The organism is Janthinobacterium sp. LPB2021202312-11-4 (assembly GCF_037049705.1).
Lineage (GTDB): Bacteria > Pseudomonadota > Gammaproteobacteria > Pseudomonadales > Pseudomonadaceae > Aquipseudomonas.
The window spans coordinates 108,633-133,712 of record NZ_JBAGKV010000015.1 but is presented as its reverse complement, the minus strand read 5'-3'; the positions used below and the strand labels follow the sequence as shown (position 1 = coordinate 133,712).

Here is a 25,080-nt window from a genome sequence, read left to right as displayed (position 1 = left end):
GTCCTTCATAAAACAGGGAAAGGCGAAAAGTTACCGCTTCGACTGTCAACGAAGCAGTCAGTTCGCCACTAAGCTAATTAGAGTTGGTTTCGCCCTCACCGTCTATCCCGCTGACGGTAAAGGGGCTGCATCAAACGCCGCGAGCGCGTTAGGATGGCGCGAAGTCGAGGGTGCAAGTCAAAAAGCAGCCTCGTAACGGATAGCAGTAAACGAGGATTGTCATGACTGATTTTGCCACCGCCACTCCGACCACCGTTGATATCGTTCAGCGCGAAAGATGCTTCGAGGGCTTCTACAAACTCGATCGCGTGCATTTGCGCCATGAATTGTTCGCTGGCGGCATGAGTCGTGAAATCAATCGTGAAGTGTTTGTGCGCCACGATGCGGTGTGCGTGCTGCCGTACGATCCACAGCGCGACGAAGTGGTGTTGATCGAGCAGTTTCGGGTCGGCGCCATGGGCAAGACCGACAACCCGTGGTTGATCGAGCTGGTCGCCGGTCTGATCGACAAAGACGAAGTGCCGGAAGAAGTTGCTCACCGCGAAGCGCAGGAGGAAGCTGGGCTTGTGTTCGGGGCGCTGTGGCCGATGACCAAATACTTTCCATCGCCCGGCGGCAGCAATGAATTCGTGCACTTGTTCCTTGGGCGTTGTGAAACACACGGAGTAGGGGGCCTGCATGGACTGGCAGAAGAAGCAGAAGATATCCGCGTCACGGTCTGGGCCTTCGAAGATGCCCTGCAGGCCGTCCGCGACGGACGAATTGCCAACGCGGCCAGCATCATTGCTTTGCAATGGCTTGCTTTGAACCGCGCTGAAGTGAGGGGGTTATGGTCGTAAACAAGTTGCGCGATCGCTATCGAGTCGACCTCGTGGGGCTGCAAGCCTCCTGCGAGGCCAACTACGCGCGCCTGATGCGACTGCTGCCGGACATGCGCAACGAGCCCGAAGCGCGGCGCATAGCCGTGACCCAGGGCGATCAGATGTTGGGCGTGCTGGCGCTGGAAGTGTTGCAAGTCAACCCGTACACCACGACGCTGCAAGTGCGCCAGGAACACAGCCTGCCCTGGCTGCCGGTGCCGCAGCTCGAAGTTCAGGTCTACCACGATGCGTGCATGGCGGAAGTTGTCAGCGCCGAACATGCACGACGCTTCCGGGGCATCTATCCTTACCCGAATGCCGCGATGCACCAGCCGGATGAAAAGGCCCAGCTCAATCTGTTCCTGGGGGAATGGCTGAGTCACTGCCTGGCGTGTGGGCACGAGTACGCCGTCGTTCGCTAGTTGTGAACTGCGTCCGCTTCACAGGTTTCCTCTTTTAGATTTCCCCCAGCATAATTGCGGCACTTGTCCACCACCGTGATTCCGCCCTGGGAGAACGCCTTGCCGAGCGTATCCACATTGACCACCGCCGATTCGGCGTTGCTGGTGCAAATCTCCGACAGTCACCTGTTTGCCGAGGCGGACGGTACGTTGCTGGGCATGAATACGCGCGACAGCCTGCAAAAGGTCATTGAACTGGTACGGCTGCAACAGCCGCAGATCGATTTGATCATTGCCAGTGGTGACATTTCCCAGGACGGCACGCTGGAGTCCTATCAGCAGTTTCGCGATTTGACCCGACAGCTCGATGCCCCGGCACGCTGGATTCCCGGCAATCATGATGAACCGATGATCATGGCCGAGGCCGCCGTGCAGAGTGCGCTGCTTGAGCCCGTGGTGGATATCGGCAACTGGCGGGTGACCTTGCTTGATTCCGCCGTGCCGGGTTCGGTGCCGGGGTATTTGCAGGATGAGCAGTTGCAGTTGCTGGCCCGTTCGCTGAGCGAGGCGCCGGAGCGGCATCATCTGGTGTGTTTTCACCATCATCCGGTGTCGATTGGGTGTGCGTGGATGGAGCCGATCGGCTTGCGTAATCCTGAGGGGTTGTTTGCGGTGCTGGATCGGTTTCCGCAGGTGCGCGCGGTGTTGTGGGGGCATGTGCATCAGGAGATTGATCAGGATCGCAATGGCGTGCGGCTGATTGCGTCGCCTTCGACCTGTATTCAGTTCGAGCCGGGGAGTGAGGATTTCAAGGTCGGGGAACAGGCGCCGGGGTATCGGTGGTTGCGGCTTTTGCCGGATGGCCAGTTGGAAACGGGTGTTGAGCGTGTCACTGGTTTCGACTTTACGGTTGATTACGGTTCCAACGGTTACTGATTGCCCCCGTAGGAGCTGCCGAAGGCTGCGATCTTTTGATCTTGATCTTTTTTCAGGCCGCTGAAGATCAAAGTCGAAAGATCGCAGCCTTCGGCAACTCCTGCCGCGCCGTGTTCATTTCGATGGACGCTGGCACCCAACATGCTCCATCTCCCTGTAAACTGCGCCTCTTTACCCGACGCACAGGGAGTTCAAATGTCCGGTTCGATCCTTTATATCCACGGTTTCAACAGCGCGCCTTCGTCAAAAAAGGCGACTCAGTTGATGGCGGTGATGGACCGTCTGGGCTTGAGCGATCACTTGCAGGTTCCGGCCTTGCATCACCACCCGCGCGAGGCCATCGGTCAGCTAAACCGGGCGATTGAGGCGCTGGGGCGGCCGCTGCTGGTCGGCAGCTCACTCGGCGGCTACTATGCCACTCACTTGGCCGAGCACCATGGCCTCAAGGCCCTGCTGGTTAACCCTGCCGTCAGTCCGCACCGGATGTTTGACGGGTATCTGGGGACGCAGAAAAACCTGTATACCGATGAAACCTGGGAATTGACCCACGACCATGTGACGGCCCTGGCCGAGCTGGAAGTGCCGGCGCCCCAGGACCCGCAGCGGTATCAGGTGTGGTTGCAGACCGGCGACGAAACGCTGGACTACCGCCTCGCCCAGCAGTATTACCGGGCCTGCGCCTTGCGTATCCAGGCCGGCGGCGACCACAGTTACCAGGGGTTCGCCGAGCAATTGCCGGCCATGTTGAGTTTTGCCGGCATCGGCGCAGATTTGTATCAGGCGATTGATTTCACGGCTCTGTGAGTCATCGCCCCTTATTTAAACGAACACTGACGACGAGACCCCATGGCCACTCCCAGCGCTAGCTCTTATAACGCAGACGCCATCGAAGTCCTCTCGGGCCTCGACCCGGTGCGCAAACGCCCCGGCATGTACACCGACACCAGTCGGCCGAACCACCTTGCCCAGGAAGTCATCGACAACAGCGTCGACGAAGCCTTGGCCGGGCACGCGACGTCGGTGCAGGTCATCCTGCACGCCGATCACTCCCTGGAAGTCAGCGATGACGGCCGTGGCATGCCGGTGGACATTCACCCGGAAGAGGGCGTTTCCGGGGTCGAGCTGATCCTCACCAAGCTTCATGCGGGCGGCAAGTTTTCCAACAAGAACTACCAGTTCTCCGGCGGTTTGCACGGGGTGGGTATTTCCGTGGTCAACGCCTTGTCGAACGAAGTCCGGGTGCGTGTAAAACGCGACGGCAACGAATATCAGATGACTTTCGCTGACGGTTACAAGAAAACCGAGCTGGAAGTCATTGGCACCGTTGGCAAGCGCAACACCGGCACCAGCGTGTTCTTCGCGCCGGACCCGAAATACTTCGATTCGCCAAAATTCTCCATCAGCCGCCTCAAGCACGTGCTCAAGGCCAAGGCCGTTCTGTGCCCGGGGCTGCTGGTCAGTTTTGAAGACAAGGCCACCGGCGAAAAAGTCGAATGGCATTACGAAGACGGCCTGCGTTCCTACCTGGTAGACGCGGTCAACGGCTTCGAACGCCTGCCGGACGAGCCCTTCTGCGGCAGCCTGGCCGGTAATAAAGAAGCGGTGGATTGGGCGCTGCTGTGGTTGCCGGAAGGTGGCGACAGCGTGCAGGAAAGCTACGTCAACCTGATCCCGACGGCTCAGGGCGGCACCCACGTCAACGGTTTGCGTCAGGGCTTGCTCGATGCGATGCGCGAGTTCTGCGAATTCCGCAGCCTGTTGCCCCGTGGCGTGAAGCTGGCGCCGGAAGACGTTTGGGAGCGCATCGCCTTCGTCCTGTCGATGAAAATGCAGGAGCCGCAATTCTCCGGCCAGACCAAGGAACGCCTATCGTCCCGTGAAGCGGCGGCGTTTGTCTCCGGTGTGGTCAAGGATGCGTTCAGCCTGTGGCTCAACGCCAACCCGGAAACCGGCATGCTGCTGGCGGAACTGGCGATCAACAACGCCGGCCGTCGTCTGAAGGCCAGTAAGAAAGTCGAGCGCAAGCGCGTCACCGCAGGGCCGGCACTGCCGGGCAAACTCGCTGACTGCGCCGGGCAGGACCCGATGCGCTCCGAGCTGTTCCTGGTGGAAGGTGATTCCGCCGGCGGTTCGGCCAAGCAGGCGCGGGACAAAGAGTTTCAAGCGATCCTGCCGTTGCGCGGCAAGATCCTCAACACCTGGGAAGTCGACGGCAGCGAAGTGCTGGCCAGCCAGGAAGTGCACAACATCGCCGTGGCCATCGGCGTCGATCCAGGCTCGGCGGATATCGCTCAGTTGCGTTACGGCAAAATCTGCATCCTCGCCGACGCCGACTCCGACGGTTTGCACATCGCCACGCTGCTGTGCGCGTTGTTCGTCCAGCATTTCCGTCCGTTGGTGGATGCCGGTCACGTCTACGTCGCGATGCCGCCGCTGTACCGCATCGACCTGGGCAAAGAGATTTACTACGCCCTCGACGAGGCCGAGCGCGATGGCATCCTCGATCGTCTGGTGGCCGAGAAGAAACGCGGCAAGCCACAGGTCACCCGATTCAAAGGTCTGGGTGAAATGAACCCGCCGCAACTGCGCGAAACCACCATGGACCCGAACACGCGGCGCCTGGTGCAGTTGACCCTGGACGATTTCGAAGCGACCTCGGAAATGATGGACATGCTGCTGGCGAAGAAACGCGCCGGTGATCGCAAGTCCTGGCTCGAATCCAAAGGCAACCTGGCCGAGGTTCTGGGCTGATGCGGGTTGGCTTTGCCCTGGCGTGTGCGTTGCTGCTGGTTTCGGTAACGGCGACTGCCGAACCGGCGCCGGAGTTGCGCCTGTTGTCCGAGCATGCCGTCGATGGCATGCGCGGCGGCAACCTGTCCGGGCTGGCCCAGTGCGGCAAGGAGCTGTGGACGGTTTCCGATCGCGACGATGATCAAATCTACCGTCTCGATACCAGCGCCAACACCTGGCAAGCCGAAACCGTGCGCATCGACGTCCCGCCCGTGCCGGACACCGGTTTGCCCTGGGGGTTGCGTTCGCGGACCTGGGCGGCGTCTTTTGTGCGCGGCGGCGACCTGGATTTCGAAGGCATCACCTGCGACAGCGCCGGCAATCGTTACATCGTCAGCGAAGGTCATGCGGCTGTCCTGCAAGTGCCGCCAACGGGCCCGGCCAACTGGCTGAAAATCTCGCCCATGATGGTTCGCGAAGCGCGGGCCAGCGGCATGCTGCTGCAATTCAACGCGATATTCGAAGGCCTGGCGATCAACCCGGCAGGCGATCAGATGTGGCTCGCCGCCGAGCGCCAAAGCCGCGGTTTGCTGCTGATCAAACGCAAACAGACCGTCTGGGATTGCGACGGTCGCTGTGTCCTGTTGAGCGAAGCCGGCCTGGAAATGCAGCCGCCGCAATTTCCCAAGGCCAGACCGGTCAGCCGGGATTTTTCCGACCTGTCATTGTTCGAGGGCAAGCTGTTTACCCTTGAGCGCAATGCCTATCAGATCTGTCGCCGCGACGCGCAAACCGCCAAGGTCGAGCGTTGTTGGTCGTATGCCGCCGAGTTGTTGCAGGAAAACCGCCGTTATTCGCAGGGCTACGGTTTGGAAGAAGCGTTGATCATCGACGCCGACGGTGCCTGGATTGGCGTCGACAACAACTTCGGTCCTCGCGCCGATGGTGAAGTCCGCCCGATTGTCTGGCGTTTCGCCGCGCCTGAAGGTGGCTGGAGCGCCAAGCCGTGAGTCAGCAACCACCGGGCAAACGCGCCGGTCGGGTGTTTATGGTGCTGGCCTGGTGCGCGGCGTTGTTTTTGGCGACGCGGTTTTTCGGGCAATGGGAAGAACGCCAGCAAAACCCTAATGCGGTGGTCACCTCGCAACAGGGCGAAGGTTTTGTCGAAGTGAAACTGGTCGGCAACAACCAGGGGCATTTCGTCGCCAGCGGCCAGATCAACGGCCAGCCGGTGGATTTCATGCTGGACACCGGGGCGACCGATGTGTCGATCCCGCAAGCATTGGTCGAGCGGCTGAAACTGGAGAAAGGCTTCGGGGTGACCCTGAGCACGGCCAACGGTTTGAGCCAGGGTTATCGAACCCGCATCGACAGGCTGCAACTGGGCGACATTGTGCTGCGTGATGTTCGCGCGCTGGTCGCGCCAGGCCTGGATGGCAATCAAGTGCTGCTCGGCATGAGCGCACTGAACAAACTTGAATTTACCCAGCGCGGTGGCACCATGCTGCTGCGCCAGACCACGAAATAATGAGGCCCGCATGAGCGACTCCCTTGATCTCAGCCTGGACGGTGTAGAGCGCCGGTCACTGGCTGACTTCACCGAAAATGCCTACCTCAACTACTCCATGTACGTGATCATGGACCGTGCCTTGCCGCATATCGGCGACGGCCTGAAACCGGTACAGCGGCGCATCATCTATGCGATGAGCGAGTTGGGGCTGGACGCTGACTCCAAGCACAAGAAATCGGCGCGTACCGTCGGTGACGTGCTCGGCAAGTTCCACCCGCACGGCGATTCGGCGTGCTACGAAGCCATGGTCCTGATGGCCCAGCCGTTCAGCTACCGCTACACGCTGGTGGACGGTCAGGGCAACTGGGGTGCGCCGGATGATCCCAAGTCCTTCGCCGCCATGCGTTACACCGAAGCACGGCTGTCGCGTTATTCCGAAGTGCTGCTCAGCGAACTGGGCCAGGGCACGGCGGACTGGGGCCCGAACTTCGACGGCACCCTCGACGAACCGCTGGTGTTGCCGGCGCGTTTGCCGAACATCCTGCTCAACGGCACCACCGGCATCGCCGTGGGCATGGCCACCGACGTGCCGCCGCACAACCTGCGGGAAGTCGCGACGGCGTGCGTGCGTTTGCTCGATGAGCCCAAAGCGACGGTCGAACAGCTCTGTGAACACATCCAGGGCCCGGATTATCCGACCGAAGCGGAAATCATCACGCCCCGCGCCGACCTGCTGAAAATGTACGAAACCGGCAAGGGCTCGGTGCGCATGCGCGCCGTGTACCACATCGAAGACGGCGACATCATTGTCACCGCGCTGCCGCATCAGGTGTCCGGTGCCAAGGTGCTGGAACAGATCGCCGCGATGATGCAGGCCAAACCGTCCAAGGCCCCGCAAATCGCTGACCTGCGCGACGAATCCGATCACGAAAACCCGTGCCGGATCGTGATCATCCCCGGCGCGCGCAAGAACTTCGACCACGATGCGCTGATGCAGCACCTGTTCGCCAGCACCGAGCTGGAGTCGAGCTACCGGGTCAACATCAACATCATCGGCCTCGATGGTAAGCCGCAACTGAAAAACCTGCGGGCGTTGCTGGTCGAGTGGCTGGAATTCCGGGTGCAGACCGTGCGTCGTCGCCTGCAATTCCGCCTCGACAAGGTCGAGCGCCGCTTGCACCTGTTGGACGGTTTGCTGATTGCCTACCTCAACCTGGATGAAGTGATCCACATCATCCGCACCGAGGAGCACCCCAAAGCCGCCCTGATCGCGCGTTTCGCCCTGAGCGAAATCCAGGCCGACTACATTCTCGACACCCGTTTGCGTCAGTTGGCGCGACTGGAAGAAATGAAGCTGCGTGCCGAGCAGGATGAATTGCTCAAGGAACAAGCCAAGCTGCAAGCCCTGCTGGGCAGCGAAGCCAAGCTGAAAAAACTGGTGCGCACCGAGCTGATCAAGGACGCCGAAACCTATGGCGACGACCGCCGCTCGCCGATTGTCGAGCGCACCGAAGCCAAAGCCCTGACCGAACACGACCTGTTGCCGAACGAGAAAGTGACGGTGGTGCTGTCGGAAAAAGGCTGGGTTCGCTCCGCCAAGGGCCACGAAATCGACGCCACCGGGTTGTCCTATAAGGCGGGTGACGGGTTCAAGGCCTTGGCGCCGGGTCGCTCCAACCAGTTTGCGGTGTTTATCGACTCCACCGGTCGCAGTTACTCCGTGCCGGCGCACACCTTGCCATCGGCCCGTGGCCAGGGCGAACCGTTGACCGGTCGTCTGACACCGCCGCCGGGAGCGACTTTCGAATGCGTGCTGATGCCGGAAGACGATTCGCTGTACGTGATCGCCTCCGACGCCGGTTACGGATTCGTGGTCAAGGGTGAAGACTTCCAGGCCAAGAACAAGGCCGGCAAGGCGTTGCTGAGCTTGCCGAACAACTCGAAAGTCATCCTGCCGCGCCCGGTGGTCGATCGCGAAAACAACTGGCTGGCCTCGGTCACGACCGAAGGTCGCCTGCTGATCTTCAAAATCAGCGACCTGCCACAATTAGGTAAGGGCAAAGGCAACAAGATCATCGGGATTTCCAGTGAGCGTGTGGCCAGTCGCGAAGAATATGTCACGGACATCGCCGTACTGCCGGATGGCGCCACGTTGGTGCTACAGGCCGGAAAGCGTACCTTGTCGCTGAAAGCGGACGACCTCGAACACTACAAAGGTGAGCGCGGGCGTCGTGGTAACAAACTGCCACGTGGCTTCCAGCGGGTCGATGCGCTGCTCGTCGAAAACCTCAATTAGGCGTGCTAGAGGCGCTGATCTACGATTTAACGCGTAGATCGGCGCTTTCGCGCTGGAGTCGGAACGCATATTCACGGATGATATGGCCTTTCAAGCGCCGGCGTGGCCGAGCGTTCTTCATATTTATTGAGTATTTTCACTGTGGTTAGCCTTGTGGCGGCCACCTGGATGGGACGATGACTGCTCTGCGCCTTCCTTTTATTTTGATGCTCGCTGGCGTTCTTGGCCTGGCGGGTTGCAGCGTTCACCAACCGGTGTCGCTGTATCAGCTGGACAGCGGAAGTCCGGCTCAACCAGCGCAAAGCGCTGGCATGGCTGTTTTGTTGGGCCCGGTAACGATTGCCGACTACCTGCAACGTGAAACCCTGCTGCAACGTCAACCGGATGGCAGCCTTCAGGCGTCGGCCGATGGTCGTTGGGCCGGTAGCTTGTCTTCGGACATCGATCAGTTGTTGTTGCGTCAGGTCGCCGGTCATCTGGACAGCCAACGCGTGGTGCTGGCGCCTGCGACATTGGGCTTTGCCCCGGATGTCCAGGTATTGCTGACGATTACTCGCCTGGACTCGGGTGAGTCGCAACCGGCGATCCTTGATGCGCAATGGCGTTTGATCGACCGTCGTGGCCAGGTTCGCGATAACCGCATCATTCACCTGCAGGAGCAACACGCAGGTGGGACAGCGGCTCAGGTCCAGGCCCAGGGTGTGCTGTTGCAGCGTCTGGCGGAGCAGTTGTCCGTCGCGCTGAAGCCACTGGCCAACCAGCCACCGATTGCTGAAGCCCCGCGTAAAAAGGAGCCCAAGCCCGTAGCGCCGGCAGCCGAGCAGGACAAGCAGCCGAAGATCCCGATGGCTTCGCCGATTCGCACCGATATGGAAGTGTTCAGGTTCTAAAGCCTGGATGGATTCACCACAAAGCCTGCAGCGATGCGGGCTTTGTTGTTTCTGCAGGTTGGGAATCTCCAGTGCCTGTCCTGGCCTCTTCGCGGGCAAGCCTCGCTCCTACGGGTTATCTGTTTGCCCGCCACCTACCCTGTAGGAGCGAGGCTTGCCCGCGAAGAGGCCGGGACAGGCAATAAAAAGCCCGCAGACGAGTGATCATCTGCGGGCTCTGATGTTGCTGTCTTAAGGCTTACGCCCGGCGTTCGTGCATCCGCGCCAGTTGCCGTTCCAGCATCGACGGATAAGGCTCCATCAACCGCTCTACACAGCAAGCGCCTTCAGGGCTGGCAATCGGTCGAATCCGCGCACGCTGACGGATCAGTGCGTCGTCGCCGATCTTGCGCTCCACCAGCAGCAGGTTGCGGCTGTGTTGCGACAGGGCCAGGGCGTCCTGGGCCGACTCGGTCAGCAGCAGGTCGATCTGGCTCAGGCCGAACAACCCGTCGCCCAAGGTCAGGCCCAACTGCAATTGCAGGGTGATGCCGCTGTCGGCGACCTCGATCTGCAACTGATGGCCCAGGGCACGTAGCAACTCACCGCAGCAAATCGCGTTGGTCAGGTAATCGTCGCCGCTGTCTTCGGTGTGGAACAGCATCAGCGTGCTGCCATCGTTCAGTGTGTGCAGTTCGCTCTGATACAGCGAGGCGGCCTGATCGAGGCAATCACGGTAGCGCTTGAGCAGTTCTTCCAGGCGCGTCCGGGGCAGGCGACGCAGTTGATCCTGAGCCCCCAGTTGCACGGCCAGGACCGCGCTGTGCTGTGGCACATTCGAGATCAGCGGTTTTGCTGCCGGCATCGGCGCCTGGTCTGCCGACTCATCGCGCAGGTCGGCAAACGCGTCATCGTCGTCATCATCTTCGACGGTGCTGACACTGCGCTTTGGCGCAGGCTTGAGGCCGGCCACAGGCTTGGTTTCGTCGAAACTCGGGTCCCGCAGATTGCGCACTTCGAAGGCCGGATCAGCCTCCTCGTCGTAATCGACATCGTCGAATTCAGGTTCTGGCTCAGGCTCAGGTTCAACACGCTCCGGAGCGAAGTTGGCGTGCAGCTGACGGGCCAGGTCGCCGATCTCATCCTGGCGCTCGGTGGCCGGGGTGTATTCGTCGATATTGCGCAGCCAGACCCGCAATTGCAGCAGCGGCGTGGAGATGTGCCGACCCAGGCGCAGGCTCAAGGCCAGGGACAGGGCCAGCAGAATCGCACTCAGGATGCCCATGCTTTGCAGGCTGATGGTCATCGGCTGCTGGAACTGATCCATGTCCAGGCTGATGCGCAGTTGCCCGGCGGTCACGTCCTGGAAGGTGATCTTGCTCTCATACATGCCCTCGGCTTCGCCCAACAGGCTGTGCTTGGGACGCTGACCGGACTCGGCGAGGATGCGGTTATCCACGCTGTAGATGGCGGCATGGGCCACCAGCTTGTTTTTGGTCAGGTTGTTGAGCAGCACGTTGAGGCTGAGGATGTCGTTGGACACCAACAGCTCCGTGGCCGAGGTAGCGGTCTGCGTGGTCAGGCTTTCGCCCAGCGCATCCGCCTGCTCGTGCATGGCCTGCTTGAACTGCAAACCCATCACACAGGCATAGATCACCAGGGCCAGAGCGACCAGGATCACGTTATGGCTGGCAATGCGCAATGCAATCGGTACACGGCGGTGGCGCAGTGCACGGAAGATCAGCAGGAAGAAGTTATCGGTTTTTACTGGCGTGGGCCGGTTCACTGAGCTCGGCTCTTTTGTCCGTGAAGTTGACGCGCAGTATAGCGACAGGCCCTAGACCGGCAAAGCGCTGACGGTGCCCGATGGTCACTGAAAGTGGGTAGAATGCGGTTTTTTTCCACCTGCGGGGGTGCGCCTTGCGCGAAATCGTCCTGATAAACATCACGGGAGTCGACCGTCCGGGTCTGACTGCGGCCATTACCGGCGTTCTGGCCCAGGGTGGTGTGAACATTCTCGACATTGGTCAGGCGGTGATCCACGACACCCTGTCGTTCGGCATCCTGGTTGAAATCCCTGACACCGAGCAGGGCAAGTCGGTGCTCAAGGACATCCTATTCAAAGGCTACGAGCTCGATCAGCAAGTGCGTTTCACGCCGGTGTCCGAAGAGGATTACCAGCAGTGGGTCGGCAACCAGGGCAAAAAACGCCACATCGTGACCCTGCTGACCCGCAAAGTGACTGCGGGCCAATTGCAGGCCGTGAGCTCGATCACCGCCAAATACGGTTTGAACATCGACCATATCGATCGTTTGTCCGGGCGCATGCCGCTGGATACCCCGGCGGACAAGGGCAAGGGCTGCATCGAGTTCTCCGTGCGCGGTGAAGCGGCCGATCCCCAGGCCCTGCGCGCCGAATTCCTCAGCGTTGCACAGGAATTGAACGTCGATATCGCCTTCCAGGAAGATTCGCTGTTCCGTCGCAACCGTCGTCTGGCGGTGTTCGACATGGACTCGACGCTGATCGAAGCCGAAGTCATCGACGAACTGGCCAAAGCGGCCGGCGTGGGTGACCAAGTCTCTGAAATCACTGAGCGGGCGATGGCCGGTGAACTGGATTTCCGCGCCAGCTTCAAGGAACGTCTGGCCTTGCTCAAAGGCCTGGACGTCAGTGTGCTGGATTCGATCGGCGCCTCGCTGCGCCTGACCGAAGGTGCCGAAACCCTGTTCGCCGAGCTCAAGCGCCTGGGCTACAAGACGGCAATCCTGTCTGGCGGTTTCTCCTACTTCGCCAAGCAATTGCAGGCCAAACTCGGCATCGACTACGTGTTCGCCAACGAACTGGAAGTGGTGGACGGCAAGGTCACGGGCGTGGCGGTCGAGCCGATTGTCGATGCCCAGCGCAAAGCGGATTTGCTGAGAGAACTGGCCCACAAGGAAGGTTTGCGTCTGGAGCAGACCATTGCGGTCGGCGACGGCGCCAACGACTTGCCGATGCTGGCGATTGCCGGGCTGGGCGTGGCGTTCCGCGCCAAACCATTGGTTAAGCAGTCGGCGAAACAGGCCATCTCCACCCTTGGGCTGGATGGTGTGCTGTATTTGCTGGGCTTTCGGGATCGTGACGGGCAGCTCTGATTAAAGAGCGAAGATCAAAAGATCGCAGCCTTCGGCAGCTCCTACAGGGTTTTTCGTAACCCGTAGGAGCTGCCGAAGGCTGCGATCTTTTGCTTTAAGGCTTTGCTAAAGCGATTTCCACAATGAATCAAAATCCTCTTCTTCACTGACAACGCCGTTCCCCGTGGCGATTTCATTCTTGCTCGCCTCCAGCGACCGATACGCAAACTGGTTAAAACTGTTGGTACTCGACACCCGCCGATCCAGCCCGGCGCGACGTTCCTGACCGTTGGTGTTGATCAGCACTTTGTTGCCTTCCTGAAACGGCAGGCGCGGGGCGAGCAGGGTGGCCGGCAGGTCAATCGCGCTGATGGCCGGCAGCAGCAAGCCACGCAAATACTGACTGTGATCGTCGCGAGTTCGGACCAATTGCAGACCGCAAGGCTCGGCGTACGGTGCGACTTGCTCAATCCCCATTTGCGTACCGCCACCGCGCACCTGACGAATCCAGCGCACCACCGCGATGCTCCAGCCCTGACCGGCAAAGTCTTCGACACCGACCATTTCACCCGCCTGTAATTCGGCCGGCACCGCACCCGGCCACGCCAGGCAATAACCGCCAGGGCTGTGATTGATCACCGGCAGGGCATAGGTCGGGAAATGCTGATTGCGGTCGCCGGCCTCGTGGCTGTCGTCGTTCTGTAGCGTCGGGTATTCGATTTCTTCGTAAGGCAGCAATGTGTCGGCATTGCTGTTGGGCGCGGCGTCGAACGCCTGGCTCCAGTTGTCTTTGCCTCCCGTCGGGGCCGTCGCCGCAAACTGCGCGAGCCGCCCGGCGGGGTTCTTCAGGATGTCGCTGAACGAGCGTTGCCCGCCCAGATAAAAGTGCAGCGCGCTCATGCCCACGCACAGCGTCAACGTGCCATTGCTGGCGGTGCGCTGGAAACTGCGCTCGGCGGCCTGACCCCACGCGGCGTGCAGGTGCTGCAACGTATCGAGGTTGAGGCCGGTCGGTACGGGCAACGTGGAGGTGCCGTCACCCAGGTTCAGCAGATGAGCTTCGATGGCCGCCACCAGTGGCTGCGGGTCAATCCCGAGCAAACTTGCTTGCTGTTCGGCGCGGAACTTGGCGCGATAACGCGGCCCGGTGTCGAGGTCTGGCGCAATGGCGAACAGTTCATTGCCGGATTTGCCGGGTTGCAGCTTGATCCATTTGCTCCAGGGTTCCAGCACTTCGGCGAGCCGGGCGATCTGGTTCTGGCGCAGTTGATTGCAACGTGAAGCGCCCATCAGCAGGGCGGCCACGTAGGTGTTTTCGATGCTCAGGTCCTGGGTCTGGCTGGCCAGTTCATCGCGCACGCTCAGGTGCTGCAATCGATACTCGCAGCCAATCCGGTACAACTGATGCAGCTCCAGCCAAACGCCTTCCGGCACCGGGCAATAGAGTTGAGTGGCGCGAACCAGCGGGCCGTTCAGGCAATGGATTGCCCGTTGCAGTGCCTGGGTCAGCAGCGGCGCGCGGTCCTTGCTGAAACGCGGGGCGATGCGCATCACGATCTGCTTGTAGCCAATCGCCAAATGGCTTTGCAGTGCCTGGCAGAGGTTGGCGATCTTGCGCGAGCGCTCGTCGAGGACAATCGCCTGGTGCAGGAAATGCCGCTCCAGGTGTTTGCAGACGTAATACACCTCGGGTCGCAGCAATTCGAGCAATTGCAGGCGATTGTCGCTGGGTGTCAGCAATTGATTGAGTTCGCTCAAGCCTTGATACAACTGGCGAGCGGTTTCGCCAATGTTGGCTTTGGGCAGGTTGGCGATCCAGCGCTTGAGGTCACGCGGGGTGGTTTCGCAGAACGACAGGCGCAACTGTGTCGGGATCGGTGCACGCAGCAATAGCGCAGGATTGGTCTCATTCATGCCGTGAAAAAACTCCGACCGGGAAATGGGCAGTGAATGACCTGACTGTAGCACCTATGCCACGCGCAGGTACGTTCGCCCCGTAGGAGCTGCCGAAGGCTGCGATCTTTTGACTTTGATTTCAAGATCAAAAGATCGCAGCCTTCGGCAGCTCCTACGGGGGCGACCGTTTGTCTGTGAATTGGGTGGCGCATTGGGCGCCGACTAATCTGACACTCGTGCGACTGGATACGCACGGTCGCATGGCCTGCTGCCTACGCAGAGCAAGTCTCTTCGTAACTTCAAGGAGATGAGGTTCATGTCTAAATACGTAGTGGCAAATCAATGGGGCGGTAGTTCGGCACCCTGGCATCCGGGCGGAGACTGGGTGTTAGGCGCACGGGACAACCAGAACGTGGTCGCGATCGAGATCAAGTCGGGCGATGGCGGCAAGAGTTTCACCGGCACCATGACGTATGCGGGTGAAGGTCCCATTGGCTTCAAGGCTCAGCGCACGGGCCAGAACCAGTACAACGTTGAAAATCAGTGGGGCGGCAACGATGCCCCGTGGCATCCGGGTGGAAAATGGGTCATCGGAGGCCGGGATAATCAGAACGTTGTGGCGTTGAGCGTGACCTCCAGTGATGGAGGGAAAAACCTCAGTGGCACCAATACCTACGCCAACGAAGGGCCGATCGGCTTCCGTGGACAGATAGAGTAACGGCACCACCGAGTGGTCTCCGCCCCTTCGAAGACGTTCGAAAGGGCGGATCAGTGGTCAGGTTTTCGGCAGGCCCATGCCCTGGCCCATCTGCACCGGCGTACCGGCCGCCAGTTCTTCGGCCCACTTGACCTGATCCGGCCCGAACAGCACGACCGCTGTCGAACCCAATTTGAAACGACCCAGCTCCGCACCTTTTTCCAGGTGGATCGGCGCACGGGCGGCTTCGTCGTAGCGGAAGGTTTTGAGCTCGCGTTTCGGCGGCGTAACCAGCCCGGCCCACACGGTTTCAATCGACGCCACAATCATCGCGCCCACCAGCACCACGGCCATTGGCCCGCGTTCGGTGTCGAAAATGCACGCCACACGCTCGTTGCGGGCGAACAGTTCCGGGACGTTTTCGGCGGTGGTCTGGTTGACCGAGAAGATCCGGCCCGGAATGTAGACCATTTCGCGCAGGGTGCCGGCCAGCGGCATGTGCACGCGGTGGTAGTCCTTCGGCGACAGGTAAATGGTGGCGAAGTCGCCGCCCATGAACGGCGCGGCATTCGCCGCGTCACCGCCGAGCAATTCCAGCACGCTGAAGCTGTGGCCCTTGGCCTGGAACACGCGACCGTGTTCGATCGGGCCGAGTTGGCTGACCGCACCGTCGGCCGGGCTGAGGATCGCGCCCGGGGTTTCGTCCAGCGGCCGCGCGCCGTCTTTCAAGGCGCGGGTGAAGAACGCGTTGAAGTGCTCGTAGGCGGTCAGGTCTTCAACCAGCGCCTGGGACATGTCCACTTGATAACGCTTGGCAAACCATGCCGTGAAGGCGTTTTTGAACCAGCGCACGCGGCATTCGGCAATGCAGCCGGCCAGTCGCGAGAGCAAGTGATGGGGCAGCAGGTATTGGCTGAGGATAAACAAACGCTTATTCATTAACGGTCCTTAAAAACCTTAAATCTCTACGGGGGTGTCGGGGTGGTTGCCCCATTCGCCCCAGGAGCCGGCGTAGCCTTTGACCCGCGGATAACCGAGGGATTTGGCCACCAGATAGGTGAAGCCAGAACGGTGGTGGGTCTGGCAGTGGGTGATGATTTCTTTGTCTTTGGTGATGCCGAGCTGTTCGAGGATCTGCGGCATGTCGCGGCGGATGCGCAGGTTGCGCGCCTGATCCATGCCGGCGGTCCATTCGAAATTGACCGCGCCGGGGATGTGCCCGGCCTTGGCCGCCAGCACTTTTTCGCCGGAATACTCCAGCGGCCCACGGGCGTCCCAGATCGCCAGGTCCGCAGCGCCGAGACGGCTTTGCAGGTACTCGCGGGTGGCGGTGGGTTCGTCGTGCAGCTTCAACGAAACCGGGCCGCCGACCGGGGCCGGGACCTGAATCGACATCGGCAAGCCCTCTGCCAGCCAGGCCGGCAGGCCGCCGTCGAGGTAGTGGTAGTTCTTGTGGCCGATGACATCCAGCAGCCAGATGAAGCGCCCGGCCCAACCACCACCTTCGTCGTCATAAACGACATAGACCGCGTCGGGGTTGTGGCCCAGTTCGCCGAACAACGCTTCAAGTGCCGCTTGCGGCGGCATCAGGCCCGGCGCCGGCGCCTGGCCGAGTTGCGTGCGTTTCGGATCGACGAAGCGTGCGCCGGGCAGATGCCCTTCGGTGTAACGGGCGCTGCTGGTCAGGTCCACGAGGATCAGATCGCGGGCGTCGAGACGCGGGAGCAAGTCGCTCGGCTCGATGACCAGCGGCAAGCCAGAGAAGTCAGACATGTGAGGTCTCCAGGGCACAAAGGGAGGGATTGTAGCGCAGCATCATTGGCCGCGGCTGCTAAAGGTACTCAGGGCTTTTTCGATGCACTGCGCGGTTTTGCCGAAGGCCTGCACGGTGATTTCCGAAAACGGCCCGCCACCCTGATCCGCCACGACAATCATGATCACCCGGCCATTATTGACCAGCGAGCGCAGCAGCAAATGTTCGCCGCCGAACTGCGAGCGCAGGCCAGCGGGCAGCAGGGCCGAGAACTGGGCGTTATTGGCCGGCGTTATGCGCACCTGGGCCTGTTGCGAGAGCAGGCGTTGCAACACGCTGCTCTGGCTGACCAGGAAGTTCAGGCCCGCCGCTTCTTTGGCCAGCCCGGCGGTTTGATGCACCCGCAGATTGGCGTGGGTGCGGTCGGCCATCAGGATCATCACCCGGCGCATGCCGCAGTCGACCAGCGCATCCCGGGCCGACGTGGTCAGGTGCATGGCGTTGGTGAAGCGGCTCGGCTCCACCAGCAACTCGGCACATTGCTTGCGCCATTTCGTCAGGTCTTCGGCGGTGGGCGCCGGGGCCGGCAGCAAACCGGCGTGAATGTGGTGAGTGCCCCACGGCCAGAGCAGCGAAACGGCCGGGTGCCAGAGGTCCGGCATGGCGTGATGGCGGGCGCTGTTGGCGGCCTGTTGGTGCAATTGTTGTTGCACCTCGTCCATCGGCATTTGCAGGTACAGGCTGGTCAGGTACTGCCAGCGTTGACTGTGCGGACTGTCCCAGGCCTGTTGCGCCGACAGCGCCAGGCCGTTGGCCAGCAGCACGGTATTGGCCGGCTGATTGAGCCAGCGACGCAGGGTCGGGTCGTCGTCGAGACGATTTTGCTGGCGCAGCGGGTGATCGCTGTCCCGGGCAATGCGCAGGACTTTCACCAGCTCCCGTTGCTCGTTGAGCAGCAGCCGATAACCCTGTTGCACCCAGTTCGGCAGGCGCCAGATGTCTACCAAGGCCAGGCAGATGTTCAGCAGGCGCACGCCGAACAACTGCTTTTCGACCTTGCGCGCCGACTCGCCTTTATGAATGACTCGCAGCTCCCATTCTTCGAGCAATTGCGGATGGGTCAGCGCCATCGGCCACAGCGGCGAGAGAAACAGCAGGCTGCCCCAATGGATGTCCTGCCACAGCCGCGCCAGTCGACTGGCGAAAAAACCGTTGGCCTGTTGTGTTGCGTGCTGGCTGATCATTTGCAACTGACGCAGGGCCAGCGGGATCTCGGACTGGGGGTGCGCGGGCAGGCGGGCGAGCAATTCTTCGGCGCGCTTCAAACCGAGGCGATTGAGCGCCACTTCGAGATTTTCCGCAGGCTCGGTCATGCTGCCATGGGTGTGGCGGTTGGCCTCGCGAATCACGCTCAAGGCCAGGGCCGGGCTGTCCTGAATCAGGTCGGCGATGTCGCGCAACGAGCTGCGGTTATTGCGAATGGCAGAGCAGACACGGTCGTGACTCTCTTGCGGAACCGGCAGGCGCACGCCATCGAGAAGCTTGACCCAGCCTTCAAGAGTGGTCGGTTTTTGGGTTGGAACGTTCGTTTCGTAAGCCATGGCTGGACAGGATCATCATTGGCTGTAAACACGCCCGGCGCGGGCTAAATTGGCTTTTCGCCTGAACTGGCTATAGTCTGGCGCAGTTTTGCCGATAAGTAGAAGAAGAGATTTTTTAACTTCCGAATATGACCTTGAACCCGACTCAGTAAGTACTCTCCTACCTATGGCTAAAATTATCGGCATCATCGTCGTATTCGCGAGCGTGCTCGGCGGATACGTGCTCTCCCACGGCAAGATTGCCGCCCTGATCCAGCCCTTCGAGGTGATGATCATCGGTGGTGCGGCCCTTGGCGCATTCCTGCAGGCCAACCCCGGTTACATGACCATGCACGTGCTCAAGAAATCCTTGGGCATGTTCAGTTCGCGCTTTAGCCACACCTTCTACCTCGAAGTGCTGGGCCTGATCTACGAGATCCTCAACAAGAGCCGCCGCGAAGGCATGATGGCCATTGAAGGCGACATCGAAGATGCCTCGGCCAGCCCGATCTTCGCCAAGTACCCGTCGGTGATCAAAGACGAACGCATGACCGCGTTCATCTGCGACTACTTGCGCATCATGTCCTCCGGCAACATGGCGCCCCATGAGCTGGAGGGCCTGTTCGACATGGAGCTCTACAGCCTCAAGGAAGACCTGGAACACCCCTCCCACGCGGTGAACGGTATCGCCGACGCCATGCCCGGCTTCGGTATCGTGGCGGCGGTATTGGGGATCGTGGTGACCATGGCCTCCCTGGGCGAAGGCGATCAGAAGGCCATTGGTATGCACGTGGGTGCGGCACTGGTCGGGACCTTCTTCGGTATTCTCGCGGCGTACGGTTTCTTCGGTCCGCTGGCCCACTCCCTGGCCCACGATGCCAAGGAAGAACTGAACGTCTACGAAGCCATCAAAGCCTCGCTGGTCGCCTCGGCGTCCGGCATGCCGCCATCGCTGGCGGTGGAGTTCGGGCGCAAGGTTCTGTATCCGGCGCACCGTCCTAGCTTCGCTGAGCTGGAACAAGCGGTTCGCGGTCGTTAAGTCATGGAAAATAACCAGCCGATAATCATCAAGCGCGTCAAGCGCATCGCCGGCGGGCATCACGGGGGCGCCTGGAAAATCGCCTTCGCTGACTTCGCGACGGCGATGATGGCGTTCTTCCTGGTGTTGTGGCTGCTGTCCACCGCCACGCCGGAACAGAAGATCGCCATCGCCGGTTACTTCAAAGACCCGGTCGGCTTCTCCGAAAGCGGCACGCCGTACATCATCGACCTGGGCGGCACGCCGACCCTGGCGCCGGAGAACACCCTCAACCCCGAGGTGAAATCCCAGCCGCAGCCGGACAAAGTGACCGTCGACACCGATCAGGTCGAAGGCATGGCCGAGCAGGTCGAGAAAGAACGCCTGGAACTGCTGCTGCAAGAACTGCAAAACAAGGTCGAAGAAAATCCGCAACTGCAGAAGTTCAAGGACCAGATCCTGTTCGAGATCACGCCGAACGGCTTGCGCATCCAGATCATGGACGCAGACAACCGGCCGATGTTCGACTCGGGCTCGGCGCGTCTGAAGCCGTACTTCGAAGACATCCTGCTGGCCATGGCCGACACCATTAAAGCGGTGCCGAACAAGATCAGCATCAGCGGCCACACCGACGCCAAGCCGTACACCGGCACCGGTGATTTCGGTAACTGGGAATTGTCGGCCAACCGTGCCAACGCGGCTCGCCGCGCCTTGGTGGCCGGTAGTTATCCGGACTCGCAGGTGGCGCGGGTGGTCGGTTATGCCTCGTCGGCGTTGTTCGATCGGGAGCATCCGTTTAACCCGGTCAACCGTCGTATCGACATCGTCGTGCTGACCAAGAAGGCCCAGGCCGCCATCGAAGGTTCGCAAGGTGCAGAACCGACGCCGACACCGGGGCAGGGCGCTCCGGGTGAGGCACCGCCAGCACCGGCCGACCCGAATGCCTTGCCGGCGGACAAACAACCGGTGCCGGCCCATGAGCTTCGCGAGCGGTTGAATCTGTTCGAGGATGCGGCGCCGAAGCCGGGTGATCCGGCCAAACCGGCAGAACCGCCGAAGAAGTAAGGCACAACAATCAAGCCGACAGCGATGTCGGCTTTTTTGTGGGGTTTTCATTTTCAGCGTGGGCACGATCCCTGTAGGAGCGAGGCTTGCCCGCGAAGACGGCTTGGTAGCCGACCCATCTTTTGCAGATGTACATCGAACACTTTGTGCGAGCTTGCTCGCGATGGCTTTGTGTCAGGCGGCGGAGATTTTAAGGCTGGTGTACATATCCATTCCTGCGGTAACGGCCGCCTAGGGTTTCGCTCTTACAGCGAGTCACTTTGGAAAAGCCCCAAAGTAACCAAAGCGCTCTTGCCCCTGTCGTTCGGTGCCTCGCCCAGGCTCGGCATGCCCTCGCTCCGGTCCTGCTCCGTGGGCCCGCCGCCATCGGCCATTCATGGCCGGGGGCGGCTAACCCGGCATCCTTGCCGGGTTGCCCACTACGCAGAACCTCCACTCGGCCTCTCGAGGGGGCGTGCACCGCAACCGCACCGCGAGGCGGCCTGAGAGCCGACCTGACTGCGGGGCGCGCGTTCTCCTGATCCATTTTCAGCGTGGGCACAGTCCCTGTGGGAGCGGGCTTGCTCGCGAAGGCGGCCTGGTAGCCGACCTGTCTCTTGCAGATGTGCACCGATCAAATTGTGGGAGCGAGCTTGCTCGCGAATGCTTTTTGTCAGGCGACGAGGATTGTGAGGGTGGTGTACATATCCATTCCTGCGGTAACGGCCGCCTAGGGTTTCGCTCTTACAGCGAGTCACTTTGGAAAAGCCCCAAAGTAACCAAAGCGCTCTTGCCCCTTTCGTTCGGTGCCTCGCCCAGGCTCGGCATGCCCTCGCTCCGGTCCTGCTCCGTGGGCCCGCCGCCATCGGCCATCCATGGCCGGGGGCGGCTAACCCGGCCTCCATGCCGGGTTGCCCACTACGCAGAACCTCCACTCGGCCTCTCGAGGGGGCGTGTACCGCAACCACACCCCGAGGCGGCCTGAGAGCCGACCTGACTGCGGGGCGCGCGTTCTCCTGATCCATTTTCAGCGTGGGCACGACCCCTGTAGGAGCGAGGCTTGCCCGCGAAGACGGCTTGGTAGCCGACCCATCTTTTGCAGATGTACATCGATCGAGGTGGGAGCGAGCCTGCTCGCGAAGGCGGCCTGATAGCCGACCTGATGTTTGGGGTGTGTGTTTTCCTGTTGGAAGCGGTTTGCTGGTGAGATTGGGAGTTGTAGGAACGGTCTGAAATTGCGTTCCGGGGTTCTCAGTCGTGCAGGCTTCTGCCTATAGTTTCGCCATCGCCGACAAGTTGGTGATCGACTTTAGCCGGTCGAAATTCAGATGAACCTTTCGACAATCAACGGAGTTTTGACCCCATGGCTAAGTACCACCCGCTCCAAGGCAATTTCAGCGTCGGCCCGACGCTGTACATCGACACCGAAGCTAAAGTTTCCGACCTCCTCGAAACCGCCACCCACCGAATCAAAGCCGCCCGCAATCTGCTCAACAGCGTCACCTGCCTGTGCATCAAAGACGCCGAAGGTCACGACCTGGAGCATTTCGCCAATGCTGCGCATATGTTGATTCAGGATGGCTGTGACGCCTTGGATGCGTTGGGTTGGAAGCTGGAAAAAGCAGTGCTATGAAAACCAGAAAGCCGCGAGATGATCGCGGCTTTTTGGTGTGGCACTTAAACCCCTGTGGGAGCGGGCTTGCTCGCGAAAGCGGTAGGTCAGTCAACGGTGATGTTGAAGCTGATGGCCCCTTCGCGAGCAAGCTCGCTCCCACAGGTTTTGTGGCGGTCTAGTAACTGGTTTCCGGCAGGCTGGCGATGATCGACCGATAGCTATTCATCCGCTGCTGCTGCACACGCCCGTCTTCCAACGCCTTGAGCAGTGCACATCCCGGTTCACGATCATGTTTGCAGTCGCGGAAGCGGCAAGTACCGATCAAATCATTGAACTCGATGAAACCCGCTTCAACGTCGGCACGGCTGACGTGGCCCAGGCCGAATTCGCGGATGCCCGGGGAGTCGATCAGTTCGCCGCCGCCCGGGAAGTGGAACAGTCGCGCGGTGGTCGTGGTGTGCGTGCCCTGGCCGGACAGTTCGGACAACGGGCCGACGCGGGTTTCGACTTCCGGCAGCAGGCTGTTGACCAGCGACGATTTACCGACGCCGGACTGACCAACGAACACGCTGATGCGCCCGTCCAGTTGCTCCTGCAATTGCTCCATGCCGTTGCCGTGGTGGGCCGACACTTCCAGCACCGGGTAGCCGAGCGTGCGGTAGACCGCGAGCAAGGCATTCAGGGCCGGGGCGTTCTGTTCGTCGATCAGGTCGAATTTGTTGAGCAGCAACAGCGGACGAATCCCGGCGTGCTCAGCAGCGACCAGATAACGGTCGATCAGGTTGGCGTGGGGCTCGGGCAGCGGGGCGAAGACGATGACGATCATGTCGACGTTGGCCGCTACGGGTTTGAGCTGGCCACGGCTGTCCGGGCGGCAGAGTTCAGTTTTGCGCGGCAGTTGCGCCACGATCACACCGATGCCCTGGTTGCCGGCACGCCAGACCACCTGATCGCCGGTCACCAGCGCGGGCAGGTTGGCGCGCAAGTGGCAGCGGAACACCTGGCCGGCCAAATCGCCATCGAGGGCTTCGACTTCGACCTGCACACCGAAGTGCGCGATCACAAGGCCCGTCTGTTCCGGACCCAGGTCGCCGCCCTCAAGTGCCTCGACAGCCGAGGACTCGCGTTTGGCGGCGCGGGCAGCGCGTTCGCCCTGAATCTTTTCGATGCGCCAGTTTTGACGACGATTGAGTTGGCGTTTGGCCATGGGTGTTCCGTATCAAGAATGCAGCGATTAGGTAAAACGGCCGCGAGTTTAGCACGCCCCGCGACTTGCCTAGGCTAAACTGCGCAGCATTGCCTAGGAGCCGACACATGCAAAACCCGCAGAATCTGATCTGGATCGACCTGGAAATGACCGGTCTGAACCCTGATACCGACGTCATCATCGAGATGGCGACCATTGTCACCGACAGTGACCTGAACACTTTGGCTGAAGGCCCGGTGATCGCCATTCATCACAGCGACGCGATCCTCGCGGGCATGGACGAGTGGAACACCCGTCAACACGGCGGTTCGGGCCTGACTCAACGGGTTCGCGACAGCCGCATCAGCATGGCCGAAGCCGAAGCCGAGACCATCGCCTTCCTGGAAAAATGGGTGCCGAAGGGCAAGTCGCCGATCTGTGGCAACAGCATCTGCCAGGACCGTCGCTTCCTTTATACGCACATGAAAGCCCTGGAAAGCTACTTCCACTACCGCAACCTCGACGTGTCGACCCTCAAAGAGTTGGCCGCACGCTGGGCGCCGGACGTGCGCGACAGCTTCAAAAAGGGCAGCACGCACCTGGCCCTGGACGACATCCGCGAATCGATCGCCGAGCTGCAGCACTACCGCAAGCATTTCATCAAGTTCTGACGTTAGAACACGACCCCCGTAGGAGCTGCCGCAGGCTGCGATCTTTTGATCTTGAAAATCAAAATCAAAAGATCGCAGCCTGCGGCAGCTCCTACGGGGGTCTCGTTTCGGCTGCCCTCTTTTGGTGCCGCCGCGAAATGGCTAGACTGCGCGCCTTCCTGCCAGGACCGCCACCATGTTGCTGATGCTCTACCTGATCGCCATTACCGCCGAAGCCATGACCGGTGCCCTGTCCGCTGGCCGTCGCGGCATGGACTGGTTTGGCGTGGTGTTGATCGCCTGCGTTACGGCATTGGGCGGCGGCTCGGTGCGCGACGTACTGCTCGGCCATTACCCGCTGACGTGGGTCAAACACCCGGAATACCTGGTGTTGACCTCGGTCGCGGCGATGTTCACGGTCTTCGCCGCCCGCTGGATGCGTCACTTGCGTTCGCTGTTCCTGGTGCTCGACGCCGTGGGCCTGGTGGCGTTCACGCTAATCGGCTGCATGACCGCCCTGGAAATGGGCCACGGCATGCTGGTGGCGTCCGTCAGCGGCGTGATCACCGGAGTGTTTGGCGGCATCCTGCGCGACATCTTTTGCAACGACATCCCGCTGATCTTCCGTCGTGAGCTCTACGCCAGCGTCTCGTTCGCGGCGGCATGGTGCTACATGCTCTGCATTTATCTGCAATTACCCGGCGAGCAGGCGATTTTGATCACGCTATTCGGTGGCTTCTTGCTGCGATTGCTGGCGATCCGCTTTCACTGGGAAATGCCAAAATTCGTCTACAACGACGAAGCCTGAACCACGCCCAGCCCCCGCAGGACTGTATGACTGTAGGAGCTGTCGAGTAAAACGAGGCTGCGATCTTTTGACCTTGTTTTTAAGATCAAGATCAAAAGATCGCAGCCTTCGGCAGCT

The 25,080-nt window shown here is 60.8% G+C and carries 23 protein-coding genes; 16 read left to right on the top strand and 7 right to left on the bottom strand.

Annotated features, from left to right (window positions below):
* Positions 1-221 precede the first annotated feature (221 nt).
* The 3 genes from V5E99_RS17460 to cpdA all read left to right on the top strand — a co-directional run bounded on the left by V5E99_RS17460 (position 222) and on the right by cpdA (position 2,197).
* On the top strand, positions 222-839 hold the full coding sequence (locus tag V5E99_RS17460) for an NUDIX domain-containing protein (RefSeq protein ID WP_499803552.1): 618 nt from the start codon (positions 222-224) through the stop codon (positions 837-839).
* Positions 830-1,282, top strand: a complete 453-nt coding sequence (locus tag V5E99_RS17455; RefSeq protein ID WP_497643013.1) for a DUF1249 domain-containing protein — start codon at positions 830-832, stop codon at positions 1,280-1,282. Before V5E99_RS17460 ends, V5E99_RS17455 begins: the two co-directional genes overlap by 10 nt.
* Before the next feature lie 63 nt (positions 1,283-1,345).
* Positions 1,346-2,197, top strand: a complete 852-nt coding sequence (gene cpdA, locus V5E99_RS17450) for a 3',5'-cyclic-AMP phosphodiesterase (RefSeq protein WP_499803551.1) — start codon at positions 1,346-1,348, stop codon at positions 2,195-2,197.
* Here cpdA and V5E99_RS17445 read toward each other — a convergent pair.
* Complete coding sequence (locus V5E99_RS17445; RefSeq protein WP_499803550.1) at positions 2,191-2,340, bottom strand: hypothetical protein; 150 nt, start codon at positions 2,338-2,340, stop codon at positions 2,191-2,193. The genes cpdA and V5E99_RS17445 overlap by 7 nt on opposite strands.
* A 52-nt stretch (positions 2,341-2,392) precedes the next feature.
* Here V5E99_RS17445 and V5E99_RS17440 point away from each other — a divergent pair, with 52 nt between their 5' ends.
* From V5E99_RS17440 to V5E99_RS17415, 6 genes are all read left to right on the top strand, one after another.
* A complete protein-coding gene (locus V5E99_RS17440; protein WP_499803549.1) occupies positions 2,393-3,001 on the top strand; it encodes a YqiA/YcfP family alpha/beta fold hydrolase in 609 nt (202 codons plus the stop codon).
* Between the two features lie 42 nt (positions 3,002-3,043).
* On the top strand, positions 3,044-4,948 hold the full coding sequence (parE, locus tag V5E99_RS17435) for a DNA topoisomerase IV subunit B (RefSeq protein ID WP_054053318.1): 1,905 nt from the start codon (positions 3,044-3,046) through the stop codon (positions 4,946-4,948).
* Complete coding sequence (locus tag V5E99_RS17430) at positions 4,948-5,937, top strand: esterase-like activity of phytase family protein (RefSeq protein ID WP_499803548.1); 990 nt, start codon at positions 4,948-4,950, stop codon at positions 5,935-5,937. The genes parE and V5E99_RS17430 overlap by 1 nt, the downstream gene beginning before the upstream one ends.
* The gene (locus tag V5E99_RS17425) at positions 5,934-6,455 is read left to right on the top strand and encodes a retropepsin-like aspartic protease family protein (protein ID WP_499803547.1); all 522 of its coding nucleotides are present in this window, start codon (positions 5,934-5,936) and stop codon (positions 6,453-6,455) included. The genes V5E99_RS17430 and V5E99_RS17425 overlap by 4 nt, the downstream gene beginning before the upstream one ends.
* Before the next feature lie 10 nt (positions 6,456-6,465).
* Positions 6,466-8,733: a DNA topoisomerase IV subunit A gene (gene parC / locus V5E99_RS17420; RefSeq protein WP_499803546.1), complete on the top strand. Its 2,268-nt coding sequence runs from the start codon at positions 6,466-6,468 to the stop codon at positions 8,731-8,733.
* A 176-nt stretch (positions 8,734-8,909) separates the two neighbouring features.
* Positions 8,910-9,623 (top strand): PqiC family protein, encoded by a 714-nt coding sequence (locus tag V5E99_RS17415; protein ID WP_499803545.1) that lies wholly within the window; start codon positions 8,910-8,912, stop codon positions 9,621-9,623.
* Between the two features lie 238 nt (positions 9,624-9,861).
* Here the strand turns inward: V5E99_RS17415 and V5E99_RS17410 are convergent, their stop codons facing one another.
* Positions 9,862-11,388 (bottom strand): AhpA/YtjB family protein, encoded by a 1,527-nt coding sequence (locus tag V5E99_RS17410; protein ID WP_499803544.1) that lies wholly within the window; start codon positions 11,386-11,388, stop codon positions 9,862-9,864.
* Positions 11,389-11,522: 134 nt separating this feature from the next.
* Between V5E99_RS17410 and serB the strand changes: the two genes are divergently transcribed.
* Positions 11,523-12,737 (top strand): phosphoserine phosphatase SerB, encoded by a 1,215-nt coding sequence (serB, locus tag V5E99_RS17405; RefSeq protein WP_499803543.1) that lies wholly within the window; start codon positions 11,523-11,525, stop codon positions 12,735-12,737.
* Positions 12,738-12,842: 105 nt separating this feature from the next.
* Here serB and V5E99_RS17400 read toward each other — a convergent pair whose 3' ends face one another.
* On the bottom strand, positions 12,843-14,630 hold the full coding sequence (locus V5E99_RS17400; protein ID WP_499803542.1) for a cyclic-di-GMP receptor FimW-related protein: 1,788 nt from the start codon (positions 14,628-14,630) through the stop codon (positions 12,843-12,845).
* Positions 14,631-14,928: 298 nt separating this feature from the next.
* Between V5E99_RS17400 and V5E99_RS17395 the strand changes: the two genes are divergently transcribed.
* Positions 14,929-15,330: a lectin OAA family protein gene (locus V5E99_RS17395; RefSeq protein WP_499803541.1), complete on the top strand. Its 402-nt coding sequence runs from the start codon at positions 14,929-14,931 to the stop codon at positions 15,328-15,330.
* 57 nt (positions 15,331-15,387) lie between these two features.
* Here the strand turns inward: V5E99_RS17395 and asd are convergent, their stop codons facing one another.
* The 3 genes from asd to V5E99_RS17380 are packed head-to-tail and all read right to left on the bottom strand — an operon-like array spanning position 15,388 to position 18,663.
* Positions 15,388-16,248, bottom strand: coding sequence for an archaetidylserine decarboxylase (gene asd / locus V5E99_RS17390; protein WP_499803540.1), 861 nt, complete (start codon positions 16,246-16,248; stop codon positions 15,388-15,390).
* Between the two features lie 18 nt (positions 16,249-16,266).
* Entirely contained in the window at positions 16,267-17,082 is an 816-nt protein-coding gene (gene rhdA / locus V5E99_RS17385; RefSeq protein WP_499803539.1) for a thiosulfate sulfurtransferase, read from the bottom strand.
* A 42-nt stretch (positions 17,083-17,124) separates the two neighbouring features.
* Positions 17,125-18,663 carry an HDOD domain-containing protein gene (locus V5E99_RS17380; protein ID WP_499803538.1) on the bottom strand — a complete coding sequence of 513 codons (1,539 nt, stop codon included), beginning with the start codon at positions 18,661-18,663 and terminating at the stop codon, positions 17,125-17,127.
* Positions 18,664-18,829: 166 nt separating this feature from the next.
* On the opposite strand from V5E99_RS17380, the gene motA reads away from it, so the two are divergent.
* The 3 genes from motA to V5E99_RS17365 all read left to right on the top strand — a co-directional run bounded on the left by motA (position 18,830) and on the right by V5E99_RS17365 (position 22,337).
* Complete coding sequence (motA, locus tag V5E99_RS17375) at positions 18,830-19,681, top strand: flagellar motor stator protein MotA (protein ID WP_499803537.1); 852 nt, start codon at positions 18,830-18,832, stop codon at positions 19,679-19,681.
* A gap of 3 nt (positions 19,682-19,684) precedes the next feature.
* Positions 19,685-20,725 (top strand): flagellar motor protein MotB, encoded by a 1,041-nt coding sequence (gene motB / locus V5E99_RS17370; RefSeq protein WP_499803536.1) that lies wholly within the window; start codon positions 19,685-19,687, stop codon positions 20,723-20,725.
* A 1,342-nt stretch (positions 20,726-22,067) separates the two neighbouring features.
* The gene (locus V5E99_RS17365) at positions 22,068-22,337 is read left to right on the top strand and encodes a hypothetical protein (protein WP_499803535.1); all 270 of its coding nucleotides are present in this window, start codon (positions 22,068-22,070) and stop codon (positions 22,335-22,337) included.
* A gap of 157 nt (positions 22,338-22,494) precedes the next feature.
* On the opposite strand, the gene rsgA is transcribed toward V5E99_RS17365, so the two are convergent.
* Complete coding sequence (gene rsgA / locus V5E99_RS17360) at positions 22,495-23,526, bottom strand: small ribosomal subunit biogenesis GTPase RsgA (RefSeq protein ID WP_123510832.1); 1,032 nt, start codon at positions 23,524-23,526, stop codon at positions 22,495-22,497.
* Positions 23,527-23,633: 107 nt separating this feature from the next.
* Between rsgA and orn the strand changes: the two genes are divergently transcribed.
* Positions 23,634-24,176: an oligoribonuclease gene (gene orn, locus V5E99_RS17355; protein ID WP_499803534.1), complete on the top strand. Its 543-nt coding sequence runs from the start codon at positions 23,634-23,636 to the stop codon at positions 24,174-24,176.
* A 175-nt stretch (positions 24,177-24,351) separates the two neighbouring features.
* Positions 24,352-24,963 (top strand): trimeric intracellular cation channel family protein, encoded by a 612-nt coding sequence (locus tag V5E99_RS17350; protein WP_008153267.1) that lies wholly within the window; start codon positions 24,352-24,354, stop codon positions 24,961-24,963.
* The last annotated feature ends 117 nt before the right edge of the window (positions 24,964-25,080 follow it).